We start from the raw sequence: 12,982 nt of genomic DNA, 5'->3' as shown, positions 1-12,982 counted from the left end.
CTCGTCCGGCCGTCGCCACCGAAGGAGTCCCCGTGCCGCACCAGCGCCGGGTCACCCGCCGTCTCGGCCTGCAGATCCTGTTGGCCGCGGCGGTCACCGTGCCCCTGTCCAGCGCCGCGATCTCCGCCTCGTCCGCCTCCTCCGGGCCGTCCCCGCGCTCCGGGCGGCCCACCCCGCCCGGTCGCCCGCGGCGCGCGCCGCGGCTCGACGTCATGACCTTCAACCTGCGGTACGCGAGCACCGCCGAACCCAACAGCTGGGCCGACCGCAGGCCCGTCATGCGCGAGCTGCTGCACCGCGCGAGCCCCCACGTCATCGGCACCCAGGAAGGCCTCTACCAGCAACTGCGCGACATCGACGCCGATCTCGGGCCGCACTACGACTGGATCGGCACCGGCCGCGAGGGCGGCAGCCGGGACGAGTCCACGGCGATCTACTACGACGTCCGGCGGCTGGCCCCGGTGGAGCACTACACCTTCTGGCTCTCCGACACACCGGAGGTCATCCGCTCCAACACCTGGAACGCGGCGTTCCCGCGCATCGTCACCTGGGTCCGCTTCCGCGATCTCGCGGACGGTGACCGCGAGTTCTACGTCGCCAACACCCACTTCGACCAGAAGAGCCAGGACGCCCGCGAGCGCAGCGCCGCCCTGCTCGGCCGGCGGATCGCGGCGTTCGACCCCGCGCTGCCCGTCGTGGTGACCGGCGACTTCAACGCCGCCGCGCACGGCAACCGGGCCTACGACACCCTCATGGACTCCGGGCTCGTGGACGCCTGGGACGCGGCGGAGCGGCGCGGCCCCCTGTACGGCACCTTCCACGGCTATCACCGGCTCCGGCAGGACGGCGACCGCATCGACTGGATCCTCACCTCGCCGGGCGTCACCACGCACGAGGCGGTCGTCGACACCTTCTCCCGGCACGGCCAGTTCCCCAGCGACCATCTGCCGGTGCGGGTCTCGCTGAGCCTGCGCTGACACCACGAGGCCCCCGTGACCGGCGTCGGTCACGGGGGCCTCGGGCAGCCAGGCGGTGGTCAGCCCTTGCGGGTCTTGACCTCCTCGGTGAGCTGGGGCACGACGTCGAAGAGGTCACCGACCACACCGAAGTCGACGAGCTCGAAGATCGGGGCCTCGGCGTCCTTGTTGACCGCGACGATCGTCTTCGAGGTCTGCATGCCGGCCCGGTGCTGGATGGCGCCGGAGATGCCGTTGGCGATGTACAGCTGCGGCGAGACGGACTTGCCGGTCTGGCCGACCTGGTTGGTGTGCGGGTACCAGCCCGCGTCCACCGCGGCGCGCGAGGCACCGACGGCCGCGCCGAGGGAGTCGGCGAGGGCCTCGATGACCGCGAAGTTCTCGGCGCCGTTGACGCCACGGCCGCCGGAGACGACGATCGCGGCCTCGGTCAGCTCCGGACGGCCCGTCGACTCGCGCGGGGTGCGGCCGGTGACCTTGGTGCCGGTCGCCTGGTCCGAGAAGGTGACGGACAGGCTCTCGACGGCACCGGCGGCCGGAGCGGCCTCGACGGCGGCGCTGTTGGGCTTGACGGTGATGACCGGGGTGCCCGTGCTGACCCGGGACTTGGTGGTGAAGGAGGCGGCGAAGACCGACTGGGTCGCGACCGGGCCCTCGTCACCGGCCTCCAGGTCCACGGCGTCGGTGATGATGCCCGACCCGATGCGCAGCGCCAGACGCGCGGCGATCTCCTTGCCCTCCGCGGAGGACGGGACCAGGACGGCGGCCGGGGAGACGGCCTCGACGGCGGCCTGCAGCGCGTCGACCTTCGGGACGACCAGGTAGTCGGCGTACTCGGACGCCTCGTGGGTGAGGACCTTCACCGCGCCGTGCTCGGCCAGCGTGGCGGCGGTACCGGCGGCGCCCGCGCCCAGGGCGACGGCGACGGGCTCGCCGATGCGGCGGGCCAGGGTCAGAAGTTCCAGGGTGGGCTTGCGGACGGCACCGTCCACGTGGTCGACGTAGACGAGGACTTCAGCCATGGGAATGCTCTCCTGCGTGCGAGAAGTTGAGGGGCGGTCGGCGACTGCGGAGGCTCAGATGAACTTCTGGCCCGCGAGGAACTCGGCGAGCTGCTTGCCGCCCTCGCCCTCGTCCTTGACGATCGTGCCCGCGGTACGGGCCGGACGCGCGGTCGCGGTCTGCACCGCGCTCCAGGCACCCTCCAGGCCGACGTCGCCGGCCTCGATGTCCAGGTCGGACAGGTCCCAGGACTCCACCGGCTTCTTCTTCGCCGCCATGATGCCCTTGAACGACGGGTAACGCGCCTCGCCCGACTGGTCGGTCACCGAGACCACGGCCGGCAGGGAGGCCTCCAGCTGCTCGCTGGCGGCGTCGCCGTCACGGCGGCCCTTGACGGTACCGCCCTCGACGGACACCTCGGACAGCAGGGTGACCTGCGGGACGCCCAGACGCTCGGCCAGCAGCGCGGGGACGATGCCCGCCGTGCCGTCGGTGGAGGCCATGCCGGAGACGACCAGGTCGAAACCGGCCTTCTCGATCGCCTTCGCCAGCACCAGCGAGGTGCCGATGGCGTCGGTGCCGTGCAGGTCGTCGTCCTCGACGTGGATCGCCTTGTCCGCGCCCATCGACAGCGCCTTGCGCAGCGCGTCCTTCGCGTCCTCGGGACCCACCGTCAGCACGGTGACCTCGACGTCGTCGTCGGAGTTCTCCGAGATCTGCAGCGCCTGCTCGACCGCGTACTCGTCCAGCTCGGACAGCAGACCGTCCACGTCGTCACGGTCCACGGTCAGGTCATCGGCGAAATGCCGGTCGCCCGTGGCGTCGGGCACGTACTTCACAGTGACAACGATCCTCAGGCTCACGCCGGCTCTCCTACCGCATCGTCTTTTCTTGGCTGCCTCTTGAAGGCAGCATAGGCGCCTCAAGCGGCTCATCCCGGTCGGGGCGGCCGCGCGCTCCGAACGAAATATTACTCGCCAGTACACCCAGTTCGTTCCCGCTAAGCAAGCGCTTTGAACTGTGACGTTCGCAACGCAGCGTAACCGGAACCCGACGCCTGCGCAGAACGGGGACGGGTGATCAATCGCGCAGTCCGCTGAAGCCGCCCTGGTGGTAGAGGAGCGGCCGGCCGGCCCGGGAGGGGTCCCCGACGACCACCTCGGCCAGCACGATCCGGTGGTCGCCGGCGGGTATCCGGGCGACGACCCGGCACACCAGCCAGACCAGCACGTCGTCGAGGACCGGGACACCGGCGTGGCCCTCGCGCCAGCCGGTCGGCGGCCCGAACCGGTCGGCGCCGCTGCGCGCGAAGGTGGCCGCCAGCTCCGCCTGGTGCTCGCCGAGGAGGTGCACGCCGATGTGCTCGGCGGTGGATATCGCGGGCCAGCTGGAGGCGCCCGTGCCCACACCGAAGGAGAGCATCGGCGGCTCGGCGGAGACGGAGGCGAGCGAGGTGGCGGTGAAGCCGACCGGGCCGTCGGCGCCGTGCGCCGTGATCACCGCGACTCCGGCCGCGTGCCGCCGGAAGGCGGAGCGGAGCAGGTCGGGCGAGGCGAGCCGGGGAGTACCGAGGTCGGGCGTGGCCGTCATGCAGTTGTCCTTCTGAAAGAAGCGGCGTTCGGGTCCGGGGGTGTTCAGCGGCCCGGACAGCGCGCACTCGCGGTGCGGGCCAGGTCGACGTGGACCCGCCCGAAGAGAAGGAGTTCATGAGACATACAGTCAGGCTGACGATAGGTGGTACATCCAGTCAAGTACGTACCGGGATATGGGAGCTGCCTCACCGTCATCGTCACCCGGCCCGGACCGCCTCGCCCAGCGCGGCGATGACGTCCGCCTTCCTGGGCTGTCCGGTGGCCCGGCGCACCACCCGGCCGTCGGCGTCGAGCACCAGGACGGTGGGCGTCTTGAGGACCTCCAGTTCGCGCACCAGGTCCAGCCGGGCCTCCGCGTCGATCTCGACGTGGACCACCCCCGGAACCATGGCGGCGACCTCGCCGAGCACCCGCCGGGTGGCCCGGCAGGGAGCGCAGAAGGCGCTGGAGAACTGCACCAAGGTCGCCCGGCCGCCCAGTTCGCCGCCGAGTTCGGCCGCTCCGATCCGCTTGCCGTCGTCCCGCCCGCGCACCCGTACCCTCCCGCTCCGCCGCTTGTGCAGCACTCCGTACACGCTCGCCGCGGCGAGCACCGCCACGCACACCACCAGTCCGGTCGTCACGCCCTTCAGCATCCACGACCCGGCTCGCCGTTCCTGCCAGCGTTCACAAGACTGCAAAGATTCCCGGCTCCCCTGCCGGGCTTCGGGGCGGAATCCTTGGTTCATGGACATCGACGCACGTGGGCCCCGTTTCGCGGCGGCCGTGACGACGGCCGTGCTGGCCGCCGCGCTCATCACCCGCAGCCCCTGGATACTCGCCTGGCAGACGGTGGCGTTCGCGCTCGGCGCGGCCGCGGGCGTGAGCCGTTCGCCGTACGGCTGGGCGTTCCGGACGGCCGTACGACCCCGGCTCGCGCCCGCTACGGAGTTCGAGCCACCCGAACCGCCGCGATTCGCCCAGGCGGTGGGACTCGTGTTCGCGGGACTCGGTCTGGTCGGCTTCGCGTTGGGCCCCGGCTGGCTGGGACTCGCGGCCACCGGGATCGCGCTCGCCGCCGCGTTCCTCAACGCGGCGTTCGGGTACTGCCTGGGGTGCGAGATGTTCCTGCTCGTCCGCCGGTTCGCGGTACGCGCGGAGTAAAGGAAGGTTAAAAAACCGAGGTGGATCATAGGCCGACGTGACGAGGATCTCGCCACTCCGGGGCACCAGGGCTGGCTCCCCGTCCGTTCTTCGGGCACGATCTGCGAAAGCCGTAAACCTACGGCTGCGTAACTTTCCCGCCGGGAGCCCCTTTCCCAGGCAGAGCAGAAAGGGTCCGTCCCGCCCATGGCAGAGCTGGTCTACCGTCCCGTCATCGGTTTCGCCAAGACGCTGTTCAAGGTCTGGGACCTGAAGATCGACTGCCAGGGTTCGGAGAACATCCCGCGCACGGGCGGGGCCGTCCTGGTGAGCAATCACATCAGCTACCTGGACTTCGTCTTCGACGGCCTGGCCGCCCTCCCGCAGAACCGCCTGGTGCGTTTCATGGCGAAGGAGTCGGTCTTCCGGCACCGGATCTCCGGCCCGCTGATGCGCGGGATGAAGCACATCCCGGTGGACCGCACGCAGGGCGAGACGGCCTACCAGCACGCGCTGGACTCGCTCACGTCCGGTGAGATCGTGGGCGTCTTCCCCGAGGCCACCATCTCGCAGTCGTTCACGCTGAAGAGCTTCAAGTCCGGCGCGGCGCGCCTGGCCCAGGAGGCCGGCGTCCCGCTGATCCCGATGGCGCTGTGGGGCACCCAGCGGCTGTGGACGAAGGGTCAGCCGCGCAACTTCAAGCGCAGCCACCTGCCCGTCACCGTCCGGGTGGGCGAGCCGGTCGAGGCCCCGCGCGACCAGTACGCGGGCGCCATCACCCGCCGCCTGCGCGAGCGCGTCCAGGAACTGCTGGACGCGGCCCAGCGCGCCTACCCGGCCCGCCCGAAGGACGCGGCCGACACCTGGTGGCTGCCGAGCCACCTCGGAGGCACGGCGCCCACGCAGGAGCAGCTGAAGGCGGCCGAGGCGGTCTGAGCCTCAGGCCACCGACTCGGGCGCCCGCACCGTCACCTCGGCTCCCGGGCTGAACTTCTGCAGCAGCTCCGCGAGTTCGGTGCCCGCCGCGACCAGTTCGGCGACCGGCAACGGGGCGAGTGACTCCAGGAGGAAGACGCCCGAGACCGTCCGCTCGGTCAGGCGGGTGCGGGGCCCCTGGCGCCAGTTCCAGCGCCGGCAGGTGACGCCCGTCGCGTCGCACCACACGACCTCGCCCGCGTCCGGGTGCTCGACGCTCTCCTCGCCGCCCGCGACCGTCACGAACTCCTCCTCGCCGGTCGCGCGCACCAGGCGCATCCCGCCCCGGACGAGATCGAGGTCCTCACCGCCGACCGGGATCAGGTGGGCGACGCTGACGGCGTTGTAGAGGTCCACCAGCAGGTTGATGCGCGGCAGACCGCCGTCCGCGAGGGCGCGCCTGGCCAGCGCCTCGGCGGAGTTCCGGGTGCGGGACGGCTTGGAGCCGAACGCCGTGTAGACCGCGCGCCAGGCCGCCATGTGCGGGTCCTCGTGCGGGGCACGGCCGTCGAGGCGGGCGGCGAGCCGCCGGGCCGCGTCGTCCAGGAGGGCCGCGCTCGCCTCGGTACTGGGGCCGTTGACCAGACCATGGGCCTCGACGGCGAGGTGGGTGAAGCCGGGCGCGAGCGCACGCACCTCGTCGGACACGGTGAGCGTGAGAGTCATCTGCTGGGCCTCAGAGTGCGGTGGGGAGCGTCTTCCACAGGGACGGACGGTCGGGCGCCGCTTTCAACGCGCCGAGCACGGCCGGATGGGGTTCAGCGTACAGGACCGGGTAGTCCATCTCACTGGACTCCGGATCGGGGGTCCAGGCCAGCCGTTCGCCGTCCAGGGAGAACCGCGCGTCGACTCCCGGCTTGTTGCCGCGCGGATCCTGCCGGTGCCAGGCGCCGCCGAAGCGGACCGCGACCAGTCCGTGCACGAGGTGTCCGGCGCCGTCGTCGTCCGCCAGCCGCTGGTAGCACAGGGCCGTGGGGATGCCCTCGGCGCGCAGCAGGGCGGCGAGCGCGTGGGCCTTGGCGTGGCAGACGCCGGTGCGCCGCTCCAGCACGTCCGACGCCCGCCAGGTGACCCGCGGGTCACCGGCGTCGGCGGAGTGCGGGATGCGGTCGCGCACGAACTCGTAGGCGGCCCGCGCATAGGCATACGAGTCCTTCGCATCGGACGCCAGCCGTGCGGCCGTCTCACCGACCCGCGGATGACGGTGGTCGATGGCCTCGTCCGCGGCCAAGTAGGCGGACAGGTCGGCGGTGTTCTGGATCAGCTCCATGGGCGCAGAGCATAGGAACGCGGCCACCCGAGCGCCAATGACTTTTCGGGTGACCGCATATCTATGCGGAACGCTCGGTCCGGCTAGCGGGCCATCTCCTCCTTGAGCGCCGCCACGAACGCGTCCACGTCCTCCTCGGTCGTGTCGAACGCGCACATCCAGCGCACGTCCCCGGCGGCCTCGTCCCAGAAGTAGAACCGGAACCGCTTCTGCAGGCGCAGGCTCACGTCGTGCGGGAGCCGCGCGAAGACACCGTTGGCCTGCACCGGGTAGAGGATCTCCACTCCGTGCACGGCCCGCACGCCCTCGGCGAGCCGCTGGGCCATCTCGTTGGCGTGCCGGGCGTTGCGCAGCCACAGGTCCTTCGCCAGCAGCGCCTCCAGCTGCACCGACACGAAGCGCATCTTGGAGGCCAACTGCATGGAGAGCTTGCGCAGGTGCTTCATATGGCTGACGGCGTCCTGGTTGATCACCACGACCGCCTCCCCGAAGACGGCACCGTTCTTGGTGCCGCCCAGCGAGAGGATGTCGACGCCGACGGCGTTGGTGAACGTGCGCATCGGCACGTCCAGGGAGGCCGCCGCGTTGGCTATCCGGGAACCGTCCAGGTGCACCTTCATGCCGTGCGCGTGGGCGTGCTCGCAGATCGCGCGGATCTCCTCCGGCGTGTACAGCGTGCCCAGCTCGGTGCTCTGGGTGATCGAGACGACCTGCGGCATCGCCCGGTGCTCGTCGTCCCAGCCGTACGCCTGCCGGTCGATGAGCTCCGGCGTGAGCTTGCCGTCGGGCGTGGGCACCGTGAGCAGCTTGAGTCCGCCCATGCGCTCGGGAGCGCCGCCCTCGTCCACGTTGATGTGCGCGCTCTCGGCGCAGATCACCGCGCCCCAACGGTCGGTGACCGCCTGGAGCGCGACCACGTTCGCGCCGGTGCCGTTGAAGACCGGGAAGGCCTCGGCGGTCGGGCCGAAGTGGCCGCGCACGATCCGCTGGAGGTTCTCGGTGTACTCGTCCTCGCCGTAGGCGACCTGGTGGCCGCCGTTGGCGAGGGCCAGCGCGGCCAGGATCTCGGGGTGGGTCCCCGCGTAGTTGTCACTGGCGAAACCGCGGACCTCCGGGTCGTGATGGCGACGCGCGTCGGTCTTCGGAGGGTTCACGGCTGCTCGGTCAGCCACAGACGGTTTCCGTTCACTTCGGAGGCGGACCTGCTCCAGACGCCCTCGACGGCCTCGGCGAGGTCCCTGACGTCCGTGAAGCCCGCGAACTTCGCGTTGGGCCGCTCGGCGCGCATCGCGTCGTGCACCAACGCCTTCACCACCAGGATGGCAGCAGCGGAGGCCGGGCCCGCCTCGCCCCCGGCCTTGCGGAAGCCGTCGGCCATGGCGAGCGTCCAGGCCTCGGCGGCGGCCTTGGCCGCGGAGTACGCCGCGTTGCCGGCGGTGGGCTTCGACGCGCCGGCGGCGCTGATCAGCAGGTACCGCCCCCGGTCGCTGCGCTGCAGGCCGTCGTAGAAGGCCAGGGAGGTGTGCTGGACCGTGCGGATCAGCAGCTTCTCCAGGAGGTCCCAGTCGGCCAGGTCGGTCTCGGCGAAGGTGGCGCCGCCGCGCCAGCCGCCGACCAGGTGGACCAGGCCGTCGACCCGGCCGTGGTCCTTCTCGATGCGGTCGGCCCACGCACGGGTCGACTCCAGGTCGAGCAGGTCGACCGTCTCACCGGTGACCACGGCGCCGCCGCCCGCGTAGCGGGCCGCGTCCACGGCCTCGGCCAGGCGCTCGGGGTTGTTGTCGGCGCCGACCACGGTCGCGCCCGCCTCCGCGAGCCTGACCAGGGTCGCGTGCCCGGCCGGTCCGCCCGCCCCGGCCACCGCGATCACCGCACCGCTGAGAGACCCGTTGCCCGCCATGTGCTTCCCCTCTTGAGCAGTGTTCGTACGGCCGTCGCTCACGCGGCGACCGGTCCGGCGCTGTCCGCCGTGATGCCCTTGGTCTCGGCGATCACATTCTTCAGCTTCTTGGACAGGGCCTCGTAGAACATGCTCAGCGGAAACTCGTCCGGAAGCACGTCGTCCACGAGCTTGCGCGGCGGCAGGCTCAGGTCCAGGGCGTCGGGACCCTTGGCCCACTTGGAGCCCGGGTGCGGGGCGAGGTACCCGGCGACGAGTTCGTAGCCGGCGAACCAGTGCACGAGCTTCGGCCGGTCGATGCCGTCCTTGTAGAGCTTCTCGATCTCGGCGCACAGCTGGTTGGTGACCTGCGGGGCCCGCTCCCAGTCGATGGAGAGCTTGTTGTCGGTCCACCGGACCACGTCGTGCCTGTGCAGGTAGGCGAAGAGCAACTGGCCGCCGAGGCCGTCGTAGTTGCGGACCCGGTCGCCGGTGACCGGGAAGCGGAACATCCGGTCGAAGAGCACCGCGTACTGCACGTCACGGGCCTGCGGGACGCCGTCGGCCGCCAGCTTCACGGCCTCCTTGAAGGCGGTGAGGTCGCAGCGCAGCTCCTCCAGCCCGTACATCCAGAACGGCTGGCGCTGCTTGATCATGAACGGGTCGAACGGCAGGTCGCCGTGGCTGTGGGTGCGGTCGTGGACCATGTCCCACAGCACGAACGCCTCCTCGCAGCGCTTCTGGTCGTGGACCATGGCCGCGATGTCGTCGGGAAGTTCGAGGCCGAGGAGGTCGACCGCCGCGTCGGTGACCCGGCGGAAGCGGGCGGCCTCGCGGTCGCAGAAGATACCGCCCCAGGAGAATCGTTCCGGCGCCTGGCGCACGGCGATGGTCTCGGGGAAGAGGACGGCGGAGTTGGTGTCGTAGCCGGCCGTGAAGTCCTCGAAGGTGATGCCGCAGAACAGCGGGTTGTCGTACCGGGTGCGCTCCAGCTCGGCCAGCCAGTCGGGCCAGACCATGCGCAGCACGACCGCCTCCAGGTTGCGGTCCGGGTTGCCGTTCTGGGTGTACATCGGGAAGACGACCAGGTGCTGGAGCCCGTGGACGCGGTTCGCGGCGGGCTGGAAGGCCAGCAGCGAGTCGAGGAAGTCGGGCACCTGGAAACCGCCGACGGCCCACCGCCGCAGGTCGGTGACCAGGGCGCGGTGGTATTCGGCGTCGTGCGGGAGCAGCGGGGACAGCTCCTCGACGGCGGCGATCACCGTGTCCACGGCGTGCTCGGCGTCGACGCGCGCCGGGGCGCCCTCGGCGTCGAAGTCGATCGACCCGTCCTTGGACTGCCATGGCCGGATCCGTTCCACGCCGTCCTTGAGCACGGGCCACGCCGGGTGCTCGACCACCCTGGTCACGGGAGGAACCCGCTCCTCCGAACCCACCTGCACAAGAATTTCCGTCATGACCCATCCTCCACGGGTGTACCTCGCGTTAGGACACCGTATGCATACGACCTTTCTCCCAGCAAGGGGGCCTTCGGGAAATTATCCTGCGGCGCCACACCTTCACCGCGCTTTTTCCTGCACGAAACCGTGAAGGCGCTCACATTCACTTCGATCAGTGACGGGGTGTCAGCTTTCGGAGAGCGCATGGTTCCGGCCGGTCAATGCGCGGCGGGACGCGCCCACCCCCGGGTGACGGCCGACCGGGGCACGGGCCAGGCGCCGCGCGCCCGGCGCACCAATCCCCGGCGTACGCAGGGGGTTCATCGCGACGGGCGGCCATTAGGCTGCGCCAAGCCGCGTGGACAGCGACGTCCCGTCGTACGGTCCGCGCGCGTGCATCCCCGCCGCCGTCGACGGAAGCGAGTTGAATCTTGAACTTCCTTACCATCGGTCACCGCGGAGTCATGGGCGTCGAGCCCGAGAACACCCTCCGTTCCTTCGTCGCCGCCCAGCAGGCCGGCCTCGATCTGATCGAACTCGATCTGCACCTCAGCAAGGACGGCGCCCTGGTCGTCATGCACGACGCTGAGGTCGACCGCACGACCGACGGCTCCGGCCCGATCGCCGAGAAGACCCTGGAGGAACTGCGCACCCTGGACGCCGGCCGCGGTGAGCGGGTGCCCGTGTTCGAGGAGGTCCTGGACTCGGTACGGGCTCCGCTCCAGGCGGAGATCAAGGACGTGGCGGCGGCGCGTGCGCTGGCCGCGCTGATGCAGCGGCGTGACCTGGTCGGCCGGGTCGAGGTGTCGTCGTTCCACGACGAGGCCGTCGCCGAGATCGGCCGGCTGGTGCCGGGCGTCCGTACGGCGCTGATCGCCAGCCGCTACGGCACCGACGTGGTGGACCGGGCCCGGGAGGCGGGCGCCGCGACACTCTGCCTGAACATCCGGCGGCTGACGCTCGAGGTCGTCGAGCACGCCCGCAAGGCGGACCTGAAGGTGATCGGGTGGGTGGTGAACACCCAGGACGACCTGCGGCTGGTGCGCGCCCTCCAGCTGGACGGCGCGACGACCGACTACCCGGAGATCAAGCGCACCGCCCGCTTCACCGCGTGAGCCGTCACACCAGGGGCTTGACCAGCAGCTCGAACTGCAGGTCGGCACGTTGCGGGATGCCGAAGCGCTCGTCGCCGTACGGGAACGGCGTCATCCTTCCCGTACGGCGGTAGCCGCGCCGCTCGTACCAGGCGATCAGGTCCTCGCGCACGGAGATCACCGTCATGTGCATCTCCGTGGCGCCCCAGTCCTGCCGGGCCCGGCGCTCCGCCTCGGCGATGACGGCCTTGCCGAGGCCGGCGCCCTGGAGCGCGGGGCTGACGGCGAACATGCCGAAGTAGGCGTGGGTGCCGCGGTGCTCCAGCTGGCAGCAGGCGACGGTCCGGCCGTCCCGCTCGACCGTGAGCAGCTTGGCGTCCGGTGCCTTGATGACCTGCAGGACGCCCTCCGGGTCGGTCCGCTGTCCCTCCAGGATGTCCGCCTCGGTGGTCCAGCCGGCCCGGCTGTCGTCGCCCCGGTACGCCGACTCGATCAGTGCTACCAGCGCGTCCACGTCGGCGTCGGTGGCGTCGCGGAAGGTCAGTCCGGCGGCGTTGTCCATGTGCGGTCTCTCCGATCTCGGGCAGCCTGAGCCGCCATGAGCCTAGCGCCGCCACCGGACCGCCCACGGACCGGCCGTACCCGGCGGAGGCCGCGGGGCGGGGCCCTCGGCGGTGTCGGTGATCGCGGGCCGGAGGTGTGGGCGTGGGGTGCGGGAAGGCGGCGGAGGGGGCGTTACGCTCCGGTCGCATGGTGCATGTGGTGAGCAGCCGTACCCTCGTCCGCCCCAGCGACCCCGAGCGCTCCCGCGTCTTCTACGGCGATCAGCTCGGCCTCGCCGTCTACCGCGAGTTCGGGACCGGCCCCGAGCGAGGCACCGTGTACTTCCTCGGCGGCGGTTTCCTGGAGGTCTCCGGCCGCGCGGACGCTCCCGTCTCCCCCGACGTGCGGCTGTGGATGCAGGTCCCGGACCTGGCCGCGGCGCACGAGGAACTGCTGGCCAAGGGTGTCGAGATCGTGCGTCCGCCGGTGACGGAGCCGTGGGGCCTGGTCGAGATGTGGATCGCGGACCCGGACGGCATCAGGATCGTGCTGGTGGAGGTGCCGGCCGGCCACCCGATCCGGTACCGGCCGGGGACCTGAGGGCGCGTCCCGGTCCGATGGCCGCTGTCCGTGGCGGGGTCCGGCGTTCGCGGGAGACGGACCCCTGGAGGAATGGCCATGGCGTGCGACGAGCCGGCGCCCGGCGCCCCCTGCTGGACGGAGCTGGGGACCGACGACCTGGAGGGCGCCAAGCGGTTCCACGCGGAGCTGTTCGGCCGGCGTCGGGAGACGGACCCCCGGCAGGGCGCAGGCTGCTCCACCGCGGCGCACCTCGGGGACGCGGCGGTCGCGGGGTGCCGCCGCACCGGCTGCCGTAGTTCGCGGTCGAGGACGTGGCCGCCACGGCCCAGGCGGCGGCCGCGGCGGGCGGGACCGTGCGGGCGGCGCCGATGACGGTGCCGGAGGACGGCCCGCGCATCGCCGTCCTGAGCGATCCGCGCGGCGCGGCGTTCGGCGTCTGCCGGGCGGAGGAGAAGGGCTGAGCAGCCGGACGGGCGCGGCACCGGCGGTGAGCGTCCGCGGGCGCGG

General features: G+C 71.4%; 16 protein-coding genes. 6 read left to right on the top strand and 10 right to left on the bottom strand.

All coding sequences use genetic code 11. The features are described 5' to 3' along the window. Positions 1-32 precede the first annotated feature (32 nt). Positions 33-977 (top strand): endonuclease/exonuclease/phosphatase family protein, encoded by a 945-nt coding sequence (locus ACIRQ9_RS16315; RefSeq protein WP_404172745.1) that lies wholly within the window; start codon positions 33-35, stop codon positions 975-977. A 59-nt stretch (positions 978-1,036) separates the two neighbouring features. Here the strand turns inward: ACIRQ9_RS16315 and ACIRQ9_RS16310 are convergent, their stop codons facing one another. The 4 genes from ACIRQ9_RS16310 to ACIRQ9_RS16295 form a co-directional block, all read right to left on the bottom strand. Continuing rightward, on the bottom strand, positions 1,037-1,999 hold the full coding sequence (locus tag ACIRQ9_RS16310; protein WP_404172742.1) for an electron transfer flavoprotein subunit alpha/FixB family protein: 963 nt from the start codon (positions 1,997-1,999) through the stop codon (positions 1,037-1,039). Between the two features lie 54 nt (positions 2,000-2,053). Further along, entirely contained in the window at positions 2,054-2,842 is a 789-nt protein-coding gene (locus ACIRQ9_RS16305) for an electron transfer flavoprotein subunit beta/FixA family protein (protein WP_404172739.1), read from the bottom strand. Positions 2,843-3,059: 217 nt separating this feature from the next. Continuing rightward, a complete protein-coding gene (locus ACIRQ9_RS16300; RefSeq protein ID WP_404172736.1) occupies positions 3,060-3,569 on the bottom strand; it encodes a flavin reductase family protein in 510 nt (169 codons plus the stop codon). Positions 3,570-3,768: 199 nt separating this feature from the next. Continuing rightward, complete coding sequence (locus tag ACIRQ9_RS16295) at positions 3,769-4,206, bottom strand: TlpA family protein disulfide reductase (RefSeq protein WP_404172733.1); 438 nt, start codon at positions 4,204-4,206, stop codon at positions 3,769-3,771. Between the two features lie 91 nt (positions 4,207-4,297). Here ACIRQ9_RS16295 and ACIRQ9_RS16290 point away from each other — a divergent pair, with 91 nt between their 5' ends. Then, positions 4,298-4,714 carry a DUF4395 domain-containing protein gene (locus ACIRQ9_RS16290; protein WP_390631917.1) on the top strand — a complete coding sequence of 139 codons (417 nt, stop codon included), beginning with the start codon at positions 4,298-4,300 and terminating at the stop codon, positions 4,712-4,714. A gap of 186 nt (positions 4,715-4,900) precedes the next feature. Beyond that, entirely contained in the window at positions 4,901-5,629 is a 729-nt protein-coding gene (locus ACIRQ9_RS16285; protein WP_404172730.1) for a lysophospholipid acyltransferase family protein, read from the top strand. 3 nt (positions 5,630-5,632) lie between these two features. Here the strand turns inward: ACIRQ9_RS16285 and ACIRQ9_RS16280 are convergent, their stop codons facing one another. The 5 genes from ACIRQ9_RS16280 to ACIRQ9_RS16260 all read right to left on the bottom strand — a co-directional run bounded on the left by ACIRQ9_RS16280 (position 5,633) and on the right by ACIRQ9_RS16260 (position 10,274). After that, positions 5,633-6,334, bottom strand: a complete 702-nt coding sequence (locus ACIRQ9_RS16280) for a B3/4 domain-containing protein (RefSeq protein WP_404172727.1) — start codon at positions 6,332-6,334, stop codon at positions 5,633-5,635. A gap of 10 nt (positions 6,335-6,344) precedes the next feature. After that, positions 6,345-6,938, bottom strand: coding sequence for a transglutaminase family protein (locus ACIRQ9_RS16275; RefSeq protein WP_404172724.1), 594 nt, complete (start codon positions 6,936-6,938; stop codon positions 6,345-6,347). 83 nt (positions 6,939-7,021) lie between these two features. Then, complete coding sequence (locus ACIRQ9_RS16270; protein ID WP_351322509.1) at positions 7,022-8,092, bottom strand: low specificity L-threonine aldolase; 1,071 nt, start codon at positions 8,090-8,092, stop codon at positions 7,022-7,024. After that, complete coding sequence (locus ACIRQ9_RS16265) at positions 8,089-8,838, bottom strand: SDR family NAD(P)-dependent oxidoreductase (protein ID WP_404172721.1); 750 nt, start codon at positions 8,836-8,838, stop codon at positions 8,089-8,091. Before ACIRQ9_RS16265 ends, ACIRQ9_RS16270 begins: the two co-directional genes overlap by 4 nt. Before the next feature lie 38 nt (positions 8,839-8,876). Continuing rightward, positions 8,877-10,274 carry a DUF6421 family protein gene (locus tag ACIRQ9_RS16260; protein WP_404172717.1) on the bottom strand — a complete coding sequence of 466 codons (1,398 nt, stop codon included), beginning with the start codon at positions 10,272-10,274 and terminating at the stop codon, positions 8,877-8,879. 413 nt (positions 10,275-10,687) lie between these two features. Between ACIRQ9_RS16260 and ACIRQ9_RS16255 the strand changes: the two genes are divergently transcribed. Further along, on the top strand, positions 10,688-11,371 hold the full coding sequence (locus ACIRQ9_RS16255) for a glycerophosphodiester phosphodiesterase (RefSeq protein WP_404172714.1): 684 nt from the start codon (positions 10,688-10,690) through the stop codon (positions 11,369-11,371). A gap of 4 nt (positions 11,372-11,375) precedes the next feature. Here ACIRQ9_RS16255 and ACIRQ9_RS16250 read toward each other — a convergent pair whose 3' ends face one another. Further along, on the bottom strand, positions 11,376-11,912 hold the full coding sequence (locus ACIRQ9_RS16250; RefSeq protein WP_404172711.1) for a GNAT family N-acetyltransferase: 537 nt from the start codon (positions 11,910-11,912) through the stop codon (positions 11,376-11,378). Positions 11,913-12,100: 188 nt separating this feature from the next. On the opposite strand from ACIRQ9_RS16250, the gene ACIRQ9_RS16245 reads away from it, so the two are divergent. Both ACIRQ9_RS16245 and ACIRQ9_RS16240 read left to right on the top strand, forming a co-directional pair. Next, positions 12,101-12,493: a VOC family protein gene (locus ACIRQ9_RS16245; RefSeq protein WP_404172708.1), complete on the top strand. Its 393-nt coding sequence runs from the start codon at positions 12,101-12,103 to the stop codon at positions 12,491-12,493. Positions 12,494-12,786: 293 nt separating this feature from the next. Continuing rightward, positions 12,787-12,936, top strand: a complete 150-nt coding sequence (locus tag ACIRQ9_RS16240; protein ID WP_404172705.1) for a hypothetical protein — start codon at positions 12,787-12,789, stop codon at positions 12,934-12,936. Positions 12,937-12,982: the final 46 nt, after the last annotated feature.

Origin of the sequence: Streptomyces sp. NPDC101237 (genome assembly GCF_044767465.1) — a bacterium.
GTDB lineage: Bacteria > Actinomycetota > Actinomycetes > Streptomycetales > Streptomycetaceae > Streptomyces > Streptomyces gramineus.
This window is presented reverse-complemented; position numbering and strand designations above follow the sequence as displayed.